Here is a 22,612-nt window from a genome sequence, read left to right on the forward strand (position 1 = left end):
CAAATATGCAGAAAATACAACAAAATCAAGAAAATGAGCGCCTATTATCCAAAGAACAAGCACTAGTCTTACCGTTTAATACCGTGGGAATTGCAGATATACCCTTCGTAGGTGGAAAAAATGCCTCTTTAGGAGAGATGATTCAACAGCTGAGTTCCAAAGGAGTACAAGTTCCTACTGGGTTTGCTACTACTGCATATGCTTATAGATTTTTCATTACTGGGGCAGGTTTAGAAGCTAAATTGAGAAAGATTTTTGCTTCTTTAGATGTAGAGGATATAGATAGTTTGCGGCAATGTGGTCAACAAGCTAGGTTGCTGATGTTAAACACACCATTTCCGCTAGAGTTGCAACAAGCGATCGCACAATCATATCAAACTCTCTGCCAAGAATACGGTGAAGATACTGACGTTGCTGTTCGTTCTAGCGCCACAGCCGAAGACTTACCTGATGCTAGTTTTGCCGGACAGCAAGAAACCTATCTCAATGTCCACGGACTCAGAGGGGTATTAGAATCTTGTCATAAATGCTTTGCTTCCATTTTTACTGACCGTGCCATTTCTTACCGACAAAACAAAGGCTACGACCACTTTGAAGTAGCCCTTTCCGTGGGTGTACAAAAAATGGTACGTTCTGACTTAGCTTGTTCTGGTGTGATGTTCTCCATTGACACAGAAACAGGTTTTAAAGATGCAGCATTAATTACTGCTGCTTATGGTTTAGGTGAAACCGTCGTTCAAGGTGCAGTTAACCCAGACGAATATTTAGTATTTAAACCAACTCTCAAACAAGGATTTAAACCAATTCTCCAAAAACGTTTGGGGACAAAAGAAATTAAAATGGTTTATGACTTGGGAGGGATGAAATTAACTAAAAATGTTTCCGTTCTTCCCGCAGAACGTAACCAATTTGCCCTCAATAATGACGAGATTCTCCAACTAGCCACCTGGACTAGTATTATTGAAGACCATTATTCCCAAGTGCGTGGTATGGACACGCCAATGGATATTGAATGGGCAAAAGATGGGGTGACAGGAGAATTATTTATCGTCCAAGCTAGACCAGAAACAGTACAATCTCAAAAATCGAAAAATGTTCTCAGGAGTTATCAATTAAAAGAAAAAGGGCAAATTCTCCTAACAGGTCGTAGCGTTGGGGAAATGATTGGTCAAGGTAAAGCCAGAGTTATTCTTGATGCGTCTCAAATTCAACAATTCCAAGCCGGAGATGTGCTAGTAACAAACCGCACAGATCCAGACTGGGAACCAATTATGAAAAAAGCCAGTGCTATTGTTACTAACTCTGGTGGGAGAACTTGCTTTGATGGAAATACAAAAATTCTCACCAATAAAGGTTTTATCACCATTCAGCAAATCTATGAACAAGGATATCAAGGATTATCAACTTTAGCCCTCAACACCAAAACCCATAAAATAGAATGGAAACCCATTACAGATGCGATGAAACGTACATCTCAAGTAATTGGTGTAAGTGTATCTCAAAAAGGGAAAGTTATAGATAATATCCTGCGCTTAACTCCTGATCATAAAATGGTCAATCTTCGGAATGGTGAATATACCAAAACCGAGATTCAAGAAATGCTAGATAGTCAAGAGATGTTGCTTGTATCTCAAAATATTCCTCAATTAGGTAACAACAAAAATCAAGAAGCTGATTTGGCTTATCTGATCGGAGGAATAATTACAGACGGCTCAATTTATACTACTCGAACTCATGGAGAAGTCCAGTTTATTCAAAAATGTTTACCAGAGAAACAAGCATTCATAGCTACTATGAATGAGAGAATGAGTAATGTTTATGGTAAATCTTTTACTGCTTGTGAGAAAGCCGAATCTTCAGGTTACATACGAGGAAAACAGGTAAAAGGGCAAGCTACAGCTTATCGTCTTTATTCTAAAGCTATCGCCTATGACTTAAAAGAAAAAGAACAACAGATTACTCAAATTCTGCTTGAAAATACTCCAGAAGTTTCCTATCACTTTTTAGGAGGTGTAATTGATGGTGATGGTTGCTATGCTAACAACCGTATCAACATCTATATCTCTGAAGAAAACTTACTACAAGCTGTCATTATTGCTTGTTTAAAAATCAATACTGTTCCTCAAGTTACCAGAAATCGTCACATCTACAATGTGCAGATTGTGGAAAAATTAGAGCGAATTTTAGAATATACCCAACGAGTGAAAGGAGATGTTAATCGCAGAACTATTAAAACCCGTTTCTTTGCTACTAATCAACTATTTGGTGACAAGGTAACAGGTCAAATTAAACTTAGAAAAGATAAAAATCTTCTGATTTCCGATAAACAACTCCGTGAAATAGGTCAATTCGAGCAACTTCTACAAGGTGATATTCGGATGCAACGAGTTGTTAAAGTTGCAGATGCAGTAGAAGCAGAAGTTTATAATATTACTGTTGCGGATCATCATAATTATCTAGTTTTTACCAGTAAATACACTCCTGTAGTGGTTTGTAACTGTCATGCCGCAATCATTGCCAGAGAAATGGGAATTCCGGCTATTGTCGGTTGTGGTAATGCGACGACAGAATTACAAACTGGACAAGAAATTACTGTTAGTTGTGCTGAAGGGGAAACAGGCAAAGTTTATGCGGGTTTATTGAACTTTGAAATCAATGAATTACCTTTAGAAAATTTGCCCCGCACCCGCACTAAAATTATGATGAATGTGGGCAACCCAGAAGAAGCACTAGGTTTAACTGCAATTCCTAATGATGGTGTGGGTTTAGCAAGGATGGAATTTATTATTGCTAACCATATTAAAGCCCATCCTTTAGCATTACTGCATTTTGATAATTTAGAAGATGAACTGGCTAAATACAAAATTGCCGAGTTAACTTCTCAATATGAAAATAAAGCTGAATTCTTTATTGATAAACTAGCGCAAGGTATTGGTACAATTGCCGCTGCTTTTTATCCTAAACCTGTAATTGTCCGGTTGTCTGATTTCAAGAGTAACGAATATGCAAACCTCTTGGGTGGTAGACAATTTGAACCGAAAGAAGAAAATCCGATGCTTGGTTGGCGTGGTGCTTCTCGATACTATGATCCCTGTTACCGTGAAGGTTTTGCTCTTGAATGTGAGGCAATGAAGCGGGTACGGAATGAAATGGGTTTAACCAATATGATTTTGATGGTTCCCTTTTGTCGTACTCCTGAAGAAGGAAGACGTGTACTAGAGGAAATGGCAGCAAATGGTTTGGTAAAGGGCGAAAATGGTTTAGAAGTTTATGTGATGTGTGAGTTACCCAGTAATGTGATTTTAGCTGATGAGTTTAGCCAAGTCTTTGACGGCTTTTCCATAGGTTCTAATGACTTGACACAATTAACTTTAGGACTAGATCGGGATTCTGAGTTAGTGGCGCATCTGTTTGATGAACGCAATCAAGCTGTCAAGAGAACAATTGCCAGAGCGATCGCTACTGTAAAACAGTTTAATCGCAAAATTGGTATCTGCGGTCAAGCCCCCAGTGATTATCCAGAGTTTGCCCGCTTCCTCGTCGAAGAAGGAATTGACTCTATCAGTCTCAACCCTGACTCTGTACTCAAAACTCTGCTAGAAATTGCCGCAGCGGAAGCAGCATCTTGAGAAATCCGGGTAGAGGCGTTCCGAACGTCTCTACAAGGGTTCTAGGATATGCATATTTAAATTTGGTCGATGTCTAAGAGAATTCTCATTGATCTAAATATTTAGTAACAACAATTTGGTAACTATATAGACAATCTTCACCCTGTACCTCTGTCAAGAGGTTTAGTGGTAGAGTTAAAAATAGGGATAAAACTGTAGGCTCTAAAATTTATTTAAAATCGTATCCAAATGGTTAGTATAGTTTCTATTCTTTGTGACCCGGTAAGAGCAACGTATCTATATTAATCAATAAAAACGCATAAATACTTTTAAAAAGTCAAAAATTTAGGATTTGGAACCTTTTAATCAAAAAGCCTTAAATTATGCCCGCATATCAATAGGATAATTAAAATCGACGATTCATTATGCAATTCAACGAGCAACTGATTGATTTGCCAAATTTACATCAAGTTATTGATCGTTATCCTTTGACGATTAGCTTTGATAGTTATGTAGTTGATGCTATTATCTTGATGAATCAAGAACACAGTAATAGCTTAGAACTGATAAACCTTTCAGGAGCATTACCAACCCACAAATCAAGTCAAAAAGTAACTAGCTATGTTTTAGTAGTAAAAGAAACACAGTTAGTAGGAATATTCACCCTTAGAGACGTATTGAGATTAACAGCTTTGGGTCTGGATTTAGCCAGGACAAGAATGGCTGAAGTGATGACCAAGCACCCTATCACATTAAAGCACTCAGAATTCCAGGATATTTCCACAGCTTTTTTGTTGTTAAAGCAGTATCAAATTCACCATTTACCAATTGTGGATGATGGGGGAAAATTACTAGGAATAATTACAGAATCGAGTTTATTAAAACAGTTAGATTTAGTAAAAATAGTCGGTATTGCTCAAGCTACACAGCCATATTTAGGTAAATCAACAGATGAATCGCCAAATAATCAGGAAATAAATGGGGTACTGCATAATACTCAGGATCTTCTTTTAGAAAGAGGCTTAGAAGAACAAGTTGCTGGAGAAATAAAAGTTAACGAAGAACTTCAGCAAACCTTAGAAGAAATGCAAATATTTGAAGAAGAAATACTTCAACAGAATGAACAACTGGCTGTTGCTCGTGAGATCGCCGAATTAGAGCGCCGACGTTACCAAGATTTGTTTCAATTTACTCCTTATGGTTATGTTGTCACTGATAAATTGGGTCTAATTCAAGAAGCCAACTATGCGGCCTCATTGTTACTATCGGTAGACCAAAAATACTTAATAGGCAAACCAATAGCAATTTTTATTGGTCAAGCAGATCGACACAATATTATATCCCAACTGAAAACTTTCCAGCAATTCCAGGAATGGGAAATTGAACTTGAGCCACGACATGGAGAGTCTTTTCCTGCTAATGTGAGGATTGCAGCCATGTATGATCCCCAAAAACAGTGGTGTGGCTGGTGTTGGTTATTGTGCAATATTACTGAACGCAGGCAAGCAGAAGCGGCATTACGCCGCACCTCTGAACAGTTGGAACAAAAGGTAGCAGAACGTACCGCTGAACTGGTGATTATTAATCAAGCGCTGCAACAGGAAATTATTGAGCATCAGCAGACAGAATTAGCACTGCGGGAGAGTGAGGAAAAATTTCGCCAATTTGGGGATAATATCCAGACACAGATCATTTGGATTAAATCTTTCAGTAGCGGTGCGACTGTATATGTCAATCCGGCTTATGAGAAAATATGGGGACGGAGTTGCCAAAGTCTGTTCGATAATCCTCAATCGTGGACAGAACCTATTCATCCAGAAGACCGCGATCGCATTTTGGCAGAAATACAGCAGAACCTTCAAAAAGATAATTCTTCTGATCTAGAGTATCGTCTGATCAAACCAGATGGAGAAATACGCTGGATCTTGGCTAGATGCTTTCCTATCAAAAATCAACAAGGACAGATTCAATATTTTGGTAGTATTGCCGAAGATATCACTGAGCGTAAACAGGCAGAACAGTCACTAAGGGAAAGTGAGTATAAGTTTCGTCAATTTGCCGATAACATCCAAGCTGTAGTTTGGATAGCTTCCCTCGATTGTAAAGAAAACTTGTATGTGAACCCTTCCTATGAGAAAGTTTGGGGTCGTTCTAGAGCAAGTATGGGTAACAATCCGAAATCTTGGATAGAGGCTGTTCACCCTGAAGATCGCGATCGCGTGATTGTCCAAATGGAAAGTCAGATCAATAACGATTGCGGCTCTCTAGAATATCGGATTGTGCGACCAGACAAATCAATACGTTGGGTTTGGGCAAGAAGATTTACGATTAAAAATGAACAAGGACAGATTCAATATTTTGGTAGTATTGCCGAAGATATTACGGAACGCAAAGAAGCAGAAGCAGCATTAAGCATAAGTGAAGAGAAATTTCGCCACTTTAGCGAAAACAGCCAGTCGCTGATCTGGATGGCCTCTAAAGATGGAACACAAACTCTCTATATTAATCCTGTTTATGAAAAAATATGGGGAAGGAGTTGCCAAAGCCTCAGAGACGAACCTCTATCGTGGAAAGAAGCAATACACCCTGAAGATCGCGATCGCATCTTAACAGAAATAGATGAGCGTCATCAAAAAGGTGAACCCGCTAGTTTGCAGTATCGCATTATCCAACCCGATGGAGAAATACGCTGGATTTGGGGCAGATGCTTCCCCGTTCAAAATCAGCAAGGAGAGCTTGAATATTTTGGTAGCATTACCGAAGACATCACCGAATACAAACAAGTAGAAGAAGAACGCAGAAAAACTCAAGAACGACTAACTTTAGCCCTAGACGCTGCCAACATGGGTATATGGGATTGGGAACTCCAGACCAACAAAACCCTATGGTCTAGCAATATGGGGCCAATTTATGGTTTACCGAGTCAGACATTATGCCCCAGCCCGGAAAACTTTCTCTATTTAATCTATCCAGAAGACCGTGATAATTTCACTAAAGCTGTAAAAACTGCCATTGAGCAAAAAACTGAATTTGTCTCCGAACATCGAGTAATTTGGAGCGATGGCAGCTTGCATTGGTTAAGTGTCAGAGGCAAAGTTTATTATGACGAAAACGATCAGCCAGCCAGGATGATCGGTACAACTAAAGACATATCAGAACGAAAGCAGGCAGAGCAAAAAATCCACGAACAAGCAGCCCTACTCAATATCGCTACCGATGCAATTTTCGTGCGAGATTTCCAGACCGAAATCTTATTTTGGAATCAAGGTGCAGAAAAAATATACGGTTGGCAAAATCATGAAGCTTTAGGTAAAAACCTGAGAGATATTTTCTACTGTACAACTTCGCCACAGCTAGAAGTAACTGCCCTCCAGACTGTAGTTAAGTCTGGGACTTGGCATGGTGAGTTACGGAGAAAAACCAAATTCGGACAAGAAATTATAGTTGAAAGTCGTTGGACACTGATGTTTGACGCAGAGGGACAACCCAAATCTATTCTGATTGTAGATACTGATATTACTAAGAAAAAAGAACTTGAAGAACAGTTTTACCGCACCCAGCGTCTAGAAAGTATCGGGACTCTGGCAGGTGGCATTGCCCACGATATCAACAATATATTGACACCTATTTTAGGCGCAGCGCAATTACTCAAAGGTAGATTGGTCAATGAGCAAGAACGCCATCCCCCACTATTGACAATTATCGAAAATAATGCTAAACGCGGGGCAGGTTTAGTCAAGCAAGTGTTATCTTTTGCGCGAGGATTAAAAGGAGAACGGGCAATTGTACAAGTTAAACATCTAATTGCAGATATCATTCAAATTGGTAGACAGACATTTCCCAAATCTATCGAATTTGCAGCCCAGATATCAGAAGACCTATGGGCAGTTTCTGGAGACACGACACAACTCCATCAAGTTTTGATGAATCTGGTAGTTAATGCCCGTGATGCGATGCCAGAAGGAGGCAGTCTGCAAATTACTGCGGAAAATCTGTTTATTGATGAAACCTATACGCGGATGAATTTTGAATCTAAGATTGGGCATCATATCGTCATTACAGTTACAGATACTGGTGTGGGAATGACACCAGAAATATTAAATAGAATTTTTGAGCCATTTTTCACCACCAAAGAAGTTGGTACGGGAACAGGATTAGGTTTATCAACGGTATTGGGAATTATTAAAAGCCATGACGGTTTTATCACAGTTTCTAGCGAAGTTACTAAAGGCAGTACATTTAAGATTTTCTTGCCGTCTGTAGAAGAGTCTCAAATTTTCGCAATAGAGGATTTAGAAATGCATTCAGGACAAGGAGAATTGATTTTGGTGGTAGATGATGAACCTCAAATTCGTGATGTCGCTAGAATCATCCTCGAACAATATAATTATCAAACGATTACTGCTAGTAATGGCATTGAAGCGATCGCACTTTATGCTCAACACAAAAAGCGCATCAGTGCAGTTTTAATGGATATGATGATGCCAGAAATGGATGGTGTTACAGCTATTCGCACTTTGCAAAGAATGAATCCACAAGTGCAAGTAATTGCTTGTAGTGGACTAAGTACAATAGAAGTATTACCAGAATCAGCCAATACAGAAGTACAAGCAGTTTTATTTAAACCCTATACTGCCAATGATTTATTGCGAAACATCGATCAAATAATTCGTAAAGCAGGAGTTTAGGAGTTCGGGGGCAGGAGGCAGGAGGCAGGAGGCAGGAGGCAGGAGGCAGGAGTCAGGAGTCAGGAGTCAGGAGTCAGGAGTCAGGAGTCAGGAGTTCGGAGTCAGGAGTCAGGAGAAAAAAGAAAGAATTAATTGTTCTTCCCAATGACCAATGACCAATGACCAATGACCAATGACCAATGACCAATGACCAATGACCAATGACCAATTACCAATGACCAATGACCAATCCCCTACATAGATGCCTAAAGAGTGGGCTACTTGGACTAGATCACCATGAGAATCGACGGGTGCGGGACTGTGAGTGATAACTTCTGAGATGGGAACAGGGATAGCTTTTCCATTTTGCCAAGCTAACATTTGTCCGTATTTTTCTTGGGCAATTAAATCAATTGCTGTTTTGCCGAAAACTGTTGCGGTGAGTCGGTCTAAAGCTGAGGGAATACCACCTCGCTGAATATGTCCTAAAACAGAAACTCTCGTGTCAATTTGATTATGACTGCAACTAGCAATTTGTTCAGCAATGTATTGACCACGACCGCATTTAGGAGAAGTGCAACTAGCTGCATCATCCAAATCTTCTGAACAATGAGAAGCACCTTCGGCAACTACAATGATGGCAAATTTTCGTTGCCAGCGGTCGCGTAATTGGGTTAAATGTTCACATAAACCTTTAATAGTATAGGGTAATTCAGGAATTAAAATCACATCTGCACCCCCGGCAATCCCTGATTGTAGTGCCAAATGACCAGCAGTGCGTCCCATCACTTCCACAATCATCACGCGATCGTGACTTGCAGCGGTGAACGTGAGACGATTGAGAGCATCGACAATAGTATTCACAGCCGTATCAAAGCCAATTGCACGTTCTGTCAAAGCCACGTCATTATCAATCGTTTTGGGAATGGCAACTAAATTCCAATGACCTAAATTAGCCAATTGATGAATAATGCTTAAACTACCATCACCACCAATAGCAATTAAAGCATCTAAAGCTAATGCTTCATAACTGGCTAATATCTCACCAGCATGGGCTAAAGTATCTCCTTTATTGATAGTTCCTAAAATCGTTCCCCCCATATTCAGCAAAGGATCAATTCCCCGCAAATCCCAACCGTGTATACTCAAAGGTATAGTTTGCCTTTCCAGTAAACCCTGTGTGGCATAAGGAATACCAACTACTTCCCAATTGTATGTAAGTGTTGCATGGCTAACAACAGCGCGAATTACACAATTTAGACCAGGACAGTCACCACCACTAGTGAGAATACCAATTCGTTTTTTCATACAGCAAAATTCAGGAGTTCGGAGGGAGGAGTTCGGAGGGAGGAATCAGGAGTCAGGAGTTAGGAGTCAGGAGTCAGGAGTTCAGGAGAAAAAGAAAGAAGAATTAATTGTTCTTTCCAATGACCAATCACCAATCACCAGTTTTTAAGATGGTATATAGATTCTGCCCCATTCTGGGTTGTAAGTTTGGAGCGATCGCATATACTGAGCGCGTTCAAAAGAGCTAGGATTGGGACAGTTTAACTGGCTCATACTGCCTTGCATTTGGCGTACAGACTCGTATTCGTGTTTTTCCATCCATTCTCGCATTTCCTGCTCAATACACCGAATATGGTCAATACCGTGCCGCATCAGTACAGAACAAAGCATAGTAATATTAGCTCCAACCATGAGCATCTTTAAAACATCATGAGCATTGTGGATACCACTGGTTGCAGCTAGGTTGGCATTGATGCGACCATACAGAATAGCAATCCAGCGCAGAGGTAAACGCATTGATTGGGGAGTACTTAACAATACATGAGGTTCTACTTCTAAGGTTTCTAGGTTAATATCTGGTTGATAAAAACGATTAAATAAAACCAAACCATCAGCCCCAGCATCATCTAAACGTTTAGCCATATTCGCAGTATTAGTAAAATAAGGGCTGAGTTTCACTGCTACAGGAATAGTAACTGCGGCTTTAACAGCATTGAGAATATTAATATAATTTTGTTCGATATCTTGACTAATTAAATCCGGGTCTGTCGGCACATAGTAAATATTTAATTCCAGTGCAGATGCTCCCGCTTCCTGAATGAGCTTACCATATTCAGTCCAACCACCAACAGAACAACCATTCAAACTAGCAATAATGGGAATATCAACTTTTTCTTTAGCTTTGCGAATATGGTCTAAATATTCTTCTGGGCCAACTCGGAAATTAGTGATATCAGGGAAATAGGTTAAAGCTTCTGGGAAACTTTCTGTACCATAAGTTAGATGGTGATGAAGTTCATACTTTTCTAAACTTAATTGTTCTTCAAATAGCGAGTGCATAACAACAGCACCTGCACCTGCATCTTCCATTAATTTAATATTATCAATTTCTTGTGAAAGTGGAGAAGCAGAAGGTACAAGAGGAGATTTTAATTCTAACCCTAAATATGTTGTAGTTAAGTTCATGATTTTGGTAATTGGTAATTAATAATTATTATTTTCTCGTTCCCACACTCTGTATGGGAATGAATTTCAGAAGGCTCTGCCTTCAATAAAAGTAGAGTCGGAGACTGGGAATGAGATATATACTCTATTATGGGTTCTATGAAATAAAAGTAGAGTCGGAGACTCTTGATAGCATTCCCAGTCAGAGACTGGGAACGAGAAATGAGAAAACTCCGTTCGCGTAGCGTCTCCGTTCGGCGAAGCCGTGCCGTAGGCATAGGAGAAACTCCGAACTCCTGACTCCTAATTCAGCTTTCTGGGAATTTTCTGGCAGCTAAATATTGATACATTTGCCAACGAGTATTAACATCGTCTTGGGCTTCTTTTAGCAGTTCCTTAGCTGTTTCTGGGTTGATTTTGGTCAACATTTTAAAACGATTTTCCATATACATAGAATTTTCTATTGGTAATCTTGGCGTGCGAGAATCAAGTTGTAGAGGGTTTTCTCCTTGCTTGATGCGGTCAGGGTGATAACGATACAATAACCATCTTCCAGAGTCTACAGCGGCTTTTTGATTTTGCATGGCTGTACTCATATTAATGCCATGAGCAATACAATGACTGTAGGCAATAATTAAGGATGGGCCTTCATAAGCTTCGGCTTCCAAAAAAGCCTTAAGGGTATGTTCATCTCTTGCACCCATAGCCACACTCGCAACATAAACATTACCGTAAGTCATAGCTATTAAACCCATATCTTTCTTCGCTGCGGGTTTGCCACCTGCGGCAAATTTTGCTACTGCACCTTTAGGAGTAGATTTGGACATTTGACCACCAGTGTTAGAATAAACTTCTGTGTCGAGGACGAGAATATTCACATTGCGTCCACTGGCGATAACATGATCTAATCCACCATAACCAATATCATAAGCCCAACCGTCACCACCAATTATCCAAACACTCTTTTTAACTAAATAATCAGCTAAGGATTTTAGATTTTGGATTTTGGATTTTAGATTGCTTGCATCTGTTTTTTGTAGAGGCGTTGCACGCAAAGTCTCTACATTATTAGCCCATATTTGATCTAATCTTTGTTTGAGAATAGATACCCGTTCACGTTGTTCGTAAATATCAGCTTCGTCTTTTTGTTCAGCGTTGAGGATATCTGTGACTAGAGTTTCACCTATTGGGGTTGCGAGTTGTTGCAGTAAGTAAGCTGCAAATTCGGCTTGTTTATCAATGGAAACCCGGAAACCTAAGCCAAATTCGGCGTTATCTTCAAAAAGGCTATTTGACCAAGCTGGCCCTCTTCCTGCGGCGTTTTTAGTCCAAGGTGTGGTGGGTAGATTACCTCCATAGATAGAAGAACAGCCGGTGGCGTTGGCAACGATCATGCGATCGCCAAATAATTGTGTTACTAACTTAATATAGGGTGTCTCTCCGCAACCAGCGCAAGCACCAGAAAACTCAAATAGCGGTTCTTGCATTTGTTGTTGATTAATATGACTCAACTTCAAATTGCGTCTATCTGGGTGAGGAAGACTTAAAAAGAAATTCCAATTTTCCCGTTCTTGTTCCCGCAATGGTCTTTGCGGTTCCATATTAATCGCTTTTTTCCGTGGTTCGGCTTTATTTTTTGCTGGACAAACATCAACACAAATACCGCAACCTGTACAATCTTCTGCTGCCACTTGAATGATAAACTTCAAACCATGCCAATCATGTTCTTTTGCATTGGCACTTTTGAAAGTTTCTGGTGAATTTTCTAATTGTTCTGGTTCATATACTTTACTGCGAATCACACTATGAGGACACACCATCACGCATTTACCACATTGAATACAAACGTTGGTATCCCAAACAGGTATTTCTTGAGCAATATTGCGTTTTTCCCATTTAGATGTTCCTGTCGGATAAGTGCCATCTACAGGTAATGCACTTACAGGTAAATCATCACCTTCACGGGCGATCATTTTACTCAAAACATCGCGAACAAATGGGGATTGGGAACTGGAAACTAGCGACTGGGTAATATTTTTCTCTTCTCTGTTTCCTGTTCCCCCTTCCCTAATTTCATAAAGATTATCCAAGGTTTTATCAACGGCTTGAATATTCATTTGGACAATTTCTTCACCTTTTTTACCGTAGGTTTTGCGGATAGATTTTTTAATTTCCCCTATCGCTTCTTCTCTTGGTAAAACACCAGATACAGCAAAGAAACAAACCTGCATTACTGTATTAATTCTACCAGCCATTCCCGCTTCACTGGCAACTTTATAGGCGTTAATTACATAAAACTTGAGATTTTTTTTAATTATCTCTTCTTGTACAGATGCAGGTAATTTATCCCAAACTTCATCTTTGTCGTATAGTGCATTTAATAAAAATGTGCCACCAGGAATAATGTCTTTTAATATCGGGAATTTTTCTACAAACTCCCATTGATGACAAGCAACAAAGTTAGCTTTGGTGATTAAATAGGTAGAACGGATTGGTTGAGAACCAAAGCGCAAATGAGAAACGGTAATAGAACCAGATTTTTTGGAATCATAAACAAAATAACCTTGAGCATAATTATCTGTTTCCTCTCCAATAATCTTGATGGAGTTTTTATTTGCACCAACCGTACCATCTGCACCTAAACCGTAGAAAATAGCTCTAACTATATTATCTGCTTCAATATTAAATTCTGAGTTATATTCTAAACTGGTGTGAGTGACATCATCGTTAATGCCAATTGTGAAATGATTTTTGGGTTCTTCAGCAACCAAATTATCAAATACAGCTTTTACCATTGCTGGTGTAAATTCTTTAGATGATAAACCATATCTTCCCCCGACAACTTTAATATTATGCAGTTGATTTTCTGCCAAAGCTGTCACAACATCAGCATACAAAGGTTCACCAGTTGCACCTGGTTCTTTGGTGCGATCTAAAACGGCAATACTGCGGGTTGTTTTGGGGATAGATGCAATAAATTTTTGGATATCAAAAGGACGATATAATCTCACCTTGATAACTCCAACTTTTTCACCTAGCTGGTTGAGATAATCTACTGTTTCATGAACTGTATCACAACCAGAACCCATGAGAATAATAATTCTTTCTGGTGCTGGGTGTCCATGATAATCAAATAATTTATATTCTCTTCCTGTTATTTGATAAAATTCATCCATTACCTTTTGAGTAATATCTGAACAAGCTAGATAAAATGGATTCACTGTTTCTCTAGCTTGAAAGTAAACATCAGGATTTTGGGCTGTCCCTCTTAATACTGGATTGTCAGGAGTTAAAGCCCGTAAACGATGCTCAATTACTAATTCAATGGGAATGAATTTTTGTAAGTCTTCAGTTGTTAATATTTCTACTTTATCTATCTCATGGGAGGTACGAAAACCATCAAAAAAGTGTAGAAAAGGTATGCGTGATTCTAAAGTTGCGCGTGTGGAAATAAGGGCAAAATCTTGAGCTTCTTGCACAGAAGCCGCACACAACATCGCAAAACCGGTACTTCTAGCGGCCATGACATCACTATGATCACCGAAAATAGATAAAGCTTGGGCGGCAAGCGATCGCGCGGCAATATGAAATACTGTAGGTGTAAGTTCACCGGCAATCTTGTACATATTCGGAATCATCAACAGCAATCCCTGAGATGCTGTAAATGTGGTTGTCAATGAACCCGTTTGCAAAGCACCATGTACAGCACCCGCTACACCTCCTTCACTTTGCATCTCTACTACAGTGGGAACACTCCCCCAAATATTAGGTTTGCTTTCACTCATCCAAGCATCCGCCCATTCAGCCATAGGGGAAGATGGAGTGATAGGATAAATGGCAATCACCTCATTTAGTTGGTAAACGACTTTAGCAACAGCTTCATTACCATCTATAGTTGCAAAAGTTTTTGTTCTCATCTTTCTTCCCCTCTAACAACTACTCTCAATTATGGGTAAATTGGCAAGAGTTTTCCCCTTGACTATTTTCTCAACCCCTGGTTCTTAGTTGAAACTAAGATCAAAACTTGAGGAACTTGTGAGGAAACCTCTGCGGTTCATGATTTTAGACACAAATCTATTTATTTTTCGATTCATACCATTTCTTTGTGAGGCTGCGCTGAATTTCCTAACCTTACAAGAATTAATTGACTATTTTTATTTGTAAGTCCCTAAAATTCCTCCCTCAGGATGAATTCCTCACAAGATCCTCAAATTTGAGATCTAAGTTAATAGTGTGCTTAACACGATAAAAATCCTCAATTATGTGTGCCAGATATGTAAGTAACCAAAGTTCCTATAGCAGTCCTAAATTATTCATGAACACTGATGTTTTCCGTTACCCGCAATTCACAGATATTGATGAAGTGTTCCTTGTTCCCTTCTTTTACCGATTGTTATAGACATGAGCAGTGAAAACTCAGACTATGAATGTTGTTAGAAAGATTAATCAGGAATTAACGATATGTGGACAAATTACGCCAGAACAGCTGCAAAACCTTGCTGATGATGGTTATAAGTCTATCCTGAATCTCCGTTTTGCCGATGAACAAAACTCATGGAACAATGAACAGGAAAACACTGAGCTTTTAGGATTGCGCTATGTCAATCTTCCAATTAAAATAGAAAATCTCAATCATCAGTCTGCTATTGAAGTTTTTCAAATCATTAGCGAATTACCCAAGCCACTTTTGATACATTGTGATAATTCCAAATGTTCAGCGGTTATAGTACTATTATATATCTCCACTAAGCAGGGAATCGAATTTGATCAAGCATGGGAACAAGCTGTCAATTTAGGCTTACTATAATCATAAGTATTTAAAATTTATTTTTAATAAAAATTAATTAATTTCTACGTAAGAGGGTGTTTGAAAAGTCTCCTTCTATGTCATGCTGAGGAACGTTCGCTTTTAGCGTTCCCGCAGGGTAGCATCTCAGTATGTGGGCTAAACTCCAGATTCTTCGTTGCGTAAGACTCCACTCAGAATGACAAATTATACGTCCCTAAACTTTTAAAACATCCTCTAAGATTAAAATGTAGCAAGTTACTTGTCAAGATTTATTTGGTTACAAATAGTGAAGCATTAAATTGACTAAATTATAGATGATAAAGTCCTATTTCTTTGGTAATATCAGCCGCAATTTTTTGTCTTAAATCATAAGGTAATAGAATTTCTACCTTTGGTCGCCAAGCTCGTAAACGCATAGTTACATTATTATCTCCATGTCGATATTGCAAACTATAATAAGCATCTTTTGGGGAACGATTGGCAAGAACTTTTAATAATTCTGCTTTTTGTTCTGGATTGATTACAGAACTTTCAATCAAGCTTTTCGCTTTTTGGTAACTAATTAAATTAAATGTTTCATGTCGAAAAGTATCTTGAATGTAACGGTCATGATATTCCCGGTCAAATCGTAGTAGCATTAGTCGAGATTCTAAATAAAAATCAAACCCTAATGCTTTCGGCATTTGTACTTCAATTTCTTCGGGATTCGGTAAATTCCTTTTTTGATAACGCTGTTGTAGTGCTTTAGGAATGGCAGAATTTGTCCATGCAATTGGGGTAATATTTTCAATTCTATCTAAACGAAAATTATACCAATCTGTCTTTCTATCAGGACTTTCACCAAAAGCACAGAGATAAACTGCTCGTTGCACATAGTAAATACAGACAGGATAAACTAAACATTCTACAGATTCTACTAATCTAGCACTGTTATAAATTAATTTAATGGGTGGAACTGGGGTTTGTGACCAAAGTTTGCGGAGTTCATATTGCCAGTTTTCAACTTTGTCTATGGCAGTGACTACATAATCTAGTTTAAAAAAGAAACGTTGAACACCAGCGATTTTTTGAGAGAGATTTTCAGCAATTTCTTCTAAATCTATTTGGTTGAGAAAATATAGTTCATTATACTTGTGTTTGGTGGTAATGGGACGAGAAGGTAAATGTTTGACTCGATGATATTTTTGATCTCGATTTTCTAGCCAACCTAATTCTTCTAAAATTTGTAAATCGGCTTGCAAGGAACGACGAGTTATTCCGAATAATCGCTTTTGGAGAATTTCATCTAAGTTAGAAATATGAATATGGGATAATAAAGAGTGCTGCCATTCTTCTTGATTTAATCCTGTGTGAGAATCAAATAACCATTCAGCGGTAGTTTTTGCACAATGACAGTTAGAGTCATGGAATTGAGGAATTTTTTCTCCTTTGGGGTGCGTGGAACTGAAAAAGGTATTTTTCCAATCGGCTAAGGTAAAACCATCATTCAGTAATACCTGGTCTTGACCGTCTCCATATAAAGAACGTAACCACACCCACAACCGAACTGCACGCAGTAGGTTTTGTTTGAGAGAACCGCGTGCTAACCATTGCAGCAGTTCTACTTGGGGAAGATCAGAAAAATTTTGCTCAGACACTTGTAGCAATCCGATTTGATTTGTAAATTTACTTGTTTAGGAAAAATGGCGGTTAGAAACCGCATCTACACAGACGAAACCCACCTCCGTGGGTTTAATCTCTTTGATTTTTATTTAACGTGAGTTCGATAAATTGAAAACCCCTCTCCAAACCTCTCCCCATTCACGAGGAGAGGCTTTGAAACCCTAATTTTTCCGTGGAAACTAAGTGCATTTCTACCTCTCTCCGTGTCAGACAGGCCTTAATATGAGGTTCATCGAACTGACGTTTATTGAGTCCGCGTAGGCGGACTTTGTTTATGTAGTAGCGACTTCTAGTCGCCTTAAATTTGTAATTCCAGCATAGACCAATCTGGAATAGGCTGCTTCCAATGCCATGTATGATGTGATAGTTGCTTACTAGGTAGAGGCGATGACTACTTACAACATTGATTTAAAAGATGATATTTTGCGGGTGAGTTTTGGTGAACCTGCCCAAAATGACCAGATTGTGAAAGATGCGGCTACGCGGTTGGAGGAGATGTCACGGTTGGGAGAACTAACGGGGGGACAACTGTTGAAGATTAATGGCCTGTTTCTATTCCTGTCGCTTTTGTGTTGGCACATAAGTTATCTCATATTTACGGGGCAGTTGGCTTTTTTGATCCCAAATTGGGTAAATATGTGATTTCTATCACACACAATCCAGCATATAAGCTGGGAGACTTGATTGATTGAAGTTTTAATTAACGAAATTAGAAGAGTCTTGATTTAGTTATTTTCTAATTCAGCGCCATTTAATGAATACTTACCATATCAATTTAGACGGTGATGTTTTAAAAGTAGGATTTGGCGCTACTCTGACTACGGGTGATGAAATTGTCCGTGATGCATCTGCCAGGTTGAATGAGATGATTGCTTGTGGGGAATTACCGGGGGGTTCTCTGATTAAAATCAACGGACGGACATCAGTACTGGTGAGTCAGGTGTTAGCTGATAAGTTATCTAAGTTATATGATGTCATTGCCTTTTTTGACCCCAAAATCGGCAATAAGGGACTGGATAGATATGTTGTCACCATTAGTAAACACCCTGATTATCAAGTCGGGGATACTTTGGATGTGGTGCAGATTCAGCAGCGTCCAAGTATCAAATTGGTGATTTGCGGGTTTGCAAATACGGGAAAGACTTGTTTCCGGGATGGTTTAAAACAGGCGTTGTTGCAGATTCCTAATGCACCGGCATCCTATGTAATTTCTGGTTGTCCAGATGGGGATGGTTCTTGGTTTGGGGAAACTGCACGACGAGACGCAGATTTAGCCCATAAGTTGAAGGCTGAATATAAGGCAGGTTTTACACGAGAGTTTGCAGAAGGGAAAGCGCAGGAAGTGAGGGGGATTAATACACCGATATTTGCGTTTGATGTGGGGGGAAAAATATCTGATGCTAATCGTTTGATTATGGGTGCAGCGACTCATGGGGTGATTTTGGTGAAGGATGAGGGTGAGATTGCACCTTGGGAAGAGTTATGTAAATCGCTAGGTTTGTCGGTGGTGGCGATTATTTACAGTGATTATGACGGTGTAAATGATGTGATTGCACAGGAAACGCCGGTTCTGAAAGGCAGTGTCCATCGGTTAAAACGTGGGGAGGATGTTTCTAGTCGTGCGATCGTTCGGGCGTTGGCTGGGGTTTTGGTGGGGTTGTGTAGTGAGTAATAGGGAGTTTTTATCGTGACAAGTTCTGAAAAGGTGGCATTACAGGTTGTTCAACAAGCGATCGCGCTTTTGGCAAAATGGGCTGATGATCAGGTTCAGTTACCTTTTGACTTTCAAGTTCTTAATGGGAACGAACAAAAAGCAGTTGATGATGCCAAGTCTATTTTAGGTTGGACAGAAGATGCAAAAGTTGGAATATTACGCTTATTATTTGACCAAGTGAATTTATGCGATAAACCAAGGATAGAAACATCAGAACCAAATTATCATCCACTTCAGGCAATTGACAATGACCATAAAGAATATCCTGATATTCCTTATCCATTAGATTTTCAATCTGTTGACAAACAACAGAATAACTTCAAGGTAGAGATTAATAACGAACTTTCAAAGTATCTCAAAGATAACGGGGAAAACTTTTCTTTATTGATGCTGATATTAGAAAAATTTGGCTCATGTCTGAGTTTTGGTGAATCTGATGTAGCTTTGGTGGACATAGCCAGAACAACAGCAGCCGTTGCAGTAGCTTTATTGAATAATCCTACTCAAGAAATTAGTTTAATTGCGGGTGATTTATCAGGGATTCAAAAATTTATGGCTCTTCAGTAGTTGCTATGCTAAACTAATAATATAGATGCCAATTAAGTAAACATCTAACTCGGAAATTGTCAAAGTTTCTAAACCCATAACTAGAACGTTTGATCAGCTTAAGTTTGTTATTAATTCCTTCTACAGTACCACTAGTTGTTCGGTTATCAAAGTAAGCAATAATTTCATCAAACCAACGAATAATAGTATTGTTACTATTTGGGAAATATTTTTTAGCTTTTGATAGCCACATACCCAGTTTAAAGACTCCCGTATACCAATCACGAGTATTATTAAAAATCGTTCTAATTTTCTCTTTCAGTTCATGCATTACTTTCAATACAGGGGATACATTTTGAACTTGAATAAGTTTGTGTAATTGCTCCTCATTTAAATTCTCTTCATTCTTAAGTAAGGGATATTTACTATTTTTCAGACCTGATAATATTTGTTCATATTTAGATTTTTCTTCTGCTGAATTTGCTTTTTTAATTAACTCTTCTACGCTGCGTTTTTCTTTTTTTCTTTGTGTATCTAGTTCTTTATTTATCTGTGCCATTACATGAAATCTATCTGCTACTACCTGGGCATTTGGCATTAATTCTATGACTAAATTTTTATAGCCTTGCCACAAATCTATACTGACTTCTTCTATTTGTTCTAAAACCTCAAATCCCCATTCCATAAAAGTTTTCTTGATTATTTCTTGCGTACGTCCATTTAATATAGTAATTAGTTGAGATGTATCTAAATCTATTAAGACTGCACAGTAATTACCTTTGCCTTTAATCAGAGCTATTTCATCAAGTCCAAGTCTTTTTAAGTTCAGAGGTTTTAAATTGGGTAATGTTTCGGATGCATCTTTTAGCATCCGTTCTATTTCTTCCGTTGTCACTATACCTTTTGACGCTACACTATGAATATCATTCTCTAAAACTTCTTGTATTGTCTTATGTGCCAGTCGCTTTGTAAAAGTCCTTTTTTTTCTGACAAAATCTAGGTCTTCGCTAAACGGTTTTTTACATACAGCACATTTGAACTGTCGTCTATTAATTTCTAAAAATACTGGCTTTTCTCCAAAAGGTAAGTCTTTAATAATGTGGTGATGGTTTTGATGTAATTTATGGCTTTTTGTGCCACAGTTGGGGCAAGTACCATATGACTTTTTTGATTCGGTTTGTAAAATCATTCCAATCCCACTATGAAGACGATGTGATATGACTTTTACATCATCTAAATCAAGAAGCTCTGTGAGAATTTTAATATCTCTTTTGCCAGTCATAACTCTAACTTTATCTAAAAATACGGTTAATTGTATTTATACTTAACAATATATATTGTTCATATGTCAATACCTGTAAGACTTTTAGTCAGTTTTTAATATGTTTTTTAATAGTATTTTATGCCTACTGCTAATAATTTGGCATAATAGGTAATGAAGAGCCAAATTTATCTATAGCATTTCCTCCGAAGGGGCGCTGAAGTCATTAAGGGCGAGAAGTTTTTATTTGGAATTAGTTACAGAAGAAGTTGTACAACAATTATTAGAGCAACTTAAGTTACCAAGAACAAATATAATTTATGCAGGTGGTGGTAACTTATATATTTTGGCATCTGGAACTGTAGAAAATCAAAATATTGTCAAAAAAGTCCGCCAGCAGTTTAACGAATGGCTTCTAGAAGAATTTCAAGGTAAAGTATTTCTGGCTTTAGATTGTTTAAATTTTCCCATTACAGAAATTGCTACTGATAAATTTGCTGAACATTGGTCAAATGCAACCAAAAATCTAGCTGTACATAAATCTCGTAAGTTTGCTGAACATGAAATTAGTGAATTTATCTCCCCACGTTATAGCCATGAACCTTGTCGCGTCTGTCATCGTGACGATGTAGAACACTTAAAACCACTGAATTCCCAGGAACCAGATTCGGTTTCAGCTTGTGGAAATTGTCGGAGTATGTTTGATTTAGGGAGTAAATTGTTTGGGGTGAAAGCAATTGTGCGCTCAACCAATAAAAATATTAAAAATGCCTTACATACGATCTCATTTAAACTTTTGTCTGGAGATATTAATTATCACTTGTTCAAAAACTGGAAACAAATAGATACTGATTCTGACTTGGTTCTGTTAGTCAACGATTGGAAGTTAGAACATTATCAATTTAAACATTTTGAAAATGCTTCTCCCCTGTTATTAGGTAATTATGGTAAGGAAGATAATCAAAACCATGAAAATTCAGAAGAACCAAGAGGTTTTATCCGTGCTGGTGAAATGTCTGAAAAAGCGAAAGGTACAGATAGAGTTGGTTATCTACGAATGGATGTAGACCGATTAGGACAAATATTTGCAAAAGGTTTAGGTAAAAAACAAACTTTAAGCAGACTAGCTGGGTTATCTCGCCAAATGAGTTATTTCTTTAAAGTGTACCTCAACAGTTTGGCAGCAGATCGAAAAACCAACATTTCTGATAAAATTAAACAATTAACACCAGATGACCAGCGGTTAAATTTACTATTTATTTACGCTGGTGGGGATGATTTATTTATCAGTGGTGCATGGAATGAAATTGTAGAATTTGCGTTTGATATTTATCAGTCATTTCGTACCTATACAGGTAATAATGAACATATTACTCTTTCAGGTGGAATTAGTATTGATGATATTAAATTTCCGTTATATCAGGCTGCAAAATCTTCAGGAGAAGCAGAAGAAGCAGCAAAAGGAAATAGTAGAGACAGCTTAGGTTTATTTGGTCAAGTTTTTAAATGGGATGAATGGCTAGGAAGACAGAATTTTCATAATATTGATGATGTTGTCAAAAACTATCTTCATTCCGAAAAACTACCAAGTTTATTCGGTGTTTACCCCTTTGTTGAGAGATTAGAACAGCAAGATATTGGGGTGAATTATTCCCGTAATTTTGTCCGTAACCTGCTCATCACTGCACAAATTCAAGAACAGGCATTACAAAAGTTTAAAGACGCTAAAAAATCACAGGAGGCTTTAGGAACTCGTTATTATTTGCATTTACCCAAGATAGCTTACACCCTAGCAAGATTACCGAAAGAAGTCTTAGAAGATACCGATTTTAGGACTTCTCTCAAAAATCCGTATAACGCACCTTATTTCCGCGCCATAGCCACTTGGATTGAACTTTTAAATAGGAGATAAAT

At 38.3% G+C, this 22,612-nt stretch carries 11 protein-coding genes and 1 pseudogene; 7 read left to right on the top strand and 5 right to left on the bottom strand.

Annotated elements, in window-relative coordinates; translation table 11 throughout:
• The first annotated feature begins 5 nt into the window (after positions 1–5).
• A complete protein-coding gene (ppsA, locus tag AC012T_RS17385) occupies positions 6–3,629 on the top strand; it encodes a phosphoenolpyruvate synthase (protein WP_487060014.1) in 3,624 nt (1,207 codons plus the stop codon).
• Between the two features lie 404 nt (positions 3,630–4,033).
• Entirely contained in the window at positions 4,034–8,296 is a 4,263-nt protein-coding gene (locus AC012T_RS17390; RefSeq protein WP_487060015.1) for a PAS domain S-box protein, read from the top strand.
• A gap of 228 nt (positions 8,297–8,524) precedes the next feature.
• On the opposite strand, the pseudogene AC012T_RS17395 reads toward AC012T_RS17390, so the two are convergent.
• The 3 genes and pseudogenes from AC012T_RS17395 to nifJ all read right to left on the bottom strand — a co-directional run.
• Positions 8,525–9,583: pseudogene (locus tag AC012T_RS17395) on the bottom strand (ATP-dependent 6-phosphofructokinase); the annotation flags it as partial.
• Between the two features lie 144 nt (positions 9,584–9,727).
• Entirely contained in the window at positions 9,728–10,747 is a 1,020-nt protein-coding gene (locus tag AC012T_RS17400; RefSeq protein WP_487060016.1) for a dihydroorotate dehydrogenase-like protein, read from the bottom strand.
• 287 nt (positions 10,748–11,034) lie between these two features.
• On the bottom strand, positions 11,035–14,643 hold the full coding sequence (nifJ, locus tag AC012T_RS17405) for a pyruvate:ferredoxin (flavodoxin) oxidoreductase (RefSeq protein ID WP_487060017.1): 3,609 nt from the start codon (positions 14,641–14,643) through the stop codon (positions 11,035–11,037).
• A gap of 506 nt (positions 14,644–15,149) precedes the next feature.
• On the opposite strand from nifJ, the gene AC012T_RS17410 reads away from it, so the two are divergent.
• The gene (locus tag AC012T_RS17410) at positions 15,150–15,533 is read left to right on the top strand and encodes a protein tyrosine phosphatase family protein (RefSeq protein WP_487060018.1); all 384 of its coding nucleotides are present in this window, start codon (positions 15,150–15,152) and stop codon (positions 15,531–15,533) included.
• 290 nt (positions 15,534–15,823) lie between these two features.
• Here AC012T_RS17410 and AC012T_RS17415 read toward each other — a convergent pair whose 3' ends face one another.
• Positions 15,824–17,152, bottom strand: a complete 1,329-nt coding sequence (locus AC012T_RS17415) for a TIGR03985 family CRISPR-associated protein (RefSeq protein WP_487060019.1) — start codon at positions 17,150–17,152, stop codon at positions 15,824–15,826.
• A gap of 594 nt (positions 17,153–17,746) precedes the next feature.
• Between AC012T_RS17415 and AC012T_RS17420 the strand changes: the two genes are divergently transcribed.
• The 3 genes from AC012T_RS17420 to AC012T_RS17430 all read left to right on the top strand — a co-directional run bounded on the left by AC012T_RS17420 (position 17,747) and on the right by AC012T_RS17430 (position 19,458).
• Positions 17,747–17,869: a CRISPR-associated protein Csx3 gene (locus tag AC012T_RS17420; RefSeq protein ID WP_487060020.1), complete on the top strand. Its 123-nt coding sequence runs from the start codon at positions 17,747–17,749 to the stop codon at positions 17,867–17,869.
• A 62-nt stretch (positions 17,870–17,931) separates the two neighbouring features.
• The gene (locus tag AC012T_RS17425; protein WP_487060021.1) at positions 17,932–18,849 is read left to right on the top strand and encodes a CRISPR-associated protein Csx3; all 918 of its coding nucleotides are present in this window, start codon (positions 17,932–17,934) and stop codon (positions 18,847–18,849) included.
• Between the two features lie 15 nt (positions 18,850–18,864).
• Positions 18,865–19,458, top strand: coding sequence for a hypothetical protein (locus tag AC012T_RS17430; RefSeq protein ID WP_487060022.1), 594 nt, complete (start codon positions 18,865–18,867; stop codon positions 19,456–19,458).
• Positions 19,459–19,471: 13 nt separating this feature from the next.
• Here AC012T_RS17430 and AC012T_RS17435 read toward each other — a convergent pair whose 3' ends face one another.
• Positions 19,472–20,719 carry an ISL3 family transposase gene (locus AC012T_RS17435; RefSeq protein ID WP_487060023.1) on the bottom strand — a complete coding sequence of 416 codons (1,248 nt, stop codon included), beginning with the start codon at positions 20,717–20,719 and terminating at the stop codon, positions 19,472–19,474.
• Positions 20,720–20,915: 196 nt separating this feature from the next.
• On the opposite strand from AC012T_RS17435, the gene cas10 reads away from it, so the two are divergent.
• Entirely contained in the window at positions 20,916–22,610 is a 1,695-nt protein-coding gene (gene cas10, locus AC012T_RS17440; RefSeq protein ID WP_487066644.1) for a type III-A CRISPR-associated protein Cas10/Csm1, read from the top strand.
• Positions 22,611–22,612: the final 2 nt, after the last annotated feature.

It is taken from the genome of Anabaena sp. EIM26 (assembly GCF_057568715.1).

What these genes read in the sequence shown, in the direction of transcription:
- ppsA (WP_487060014.1), top strand. Translation starts at nt 6, where the DNA reads ATGCAGAAAATACAACAAAATCAAGAAAATGAGCGCCTATTATCCAAA.
- AC012T_RS17390 (WP_487060015.1), top strand. Translation starts at nt 4,034, where the DNA reads ATGCAATTCAACGAGCAACTGATTGATTTGCCAAATTTACATCAAGTT.
- AC012T_RS17400 (WP_487060016.1), bottom strand. Translation starts at nt 10,747, where the DNA reads ATGAACTTAACTACAACATATTTAGGGTTAGAATTAAAATCTCCTCTT.
- nifJ (WP_487060017.1), bottom strand. Translation starts at nt 14,643, where the DNA reads ATGAGAACAAAAACTTTTGCAACTATAGATGGTAATGAAGCTGTTGCT.
- AC012T_RS17410 (WP_487060018.1), top strand. Translation starts at nt 15,150, where the DNA reads ATGAATGTTGTTAGAAAGATTAATCAGGAATTAACGATATGTGGACAA.
- AC012T_RS17425 (WP_487060021.1), top strand. Translation starts at nt 17,932, where the DNA reads ATGAATACTTACCATATCAATTTAGACGGTGATGTTTTAAAAGTAGGA.
- AC012T_RS17435 (WP_487060023.1), bottom strand. Translation starts at nt 20,719, where the DNA reads ATGACTGGCAAAAGAGATATTAAAATTCTCACAGAGCTTCTTGATTTA.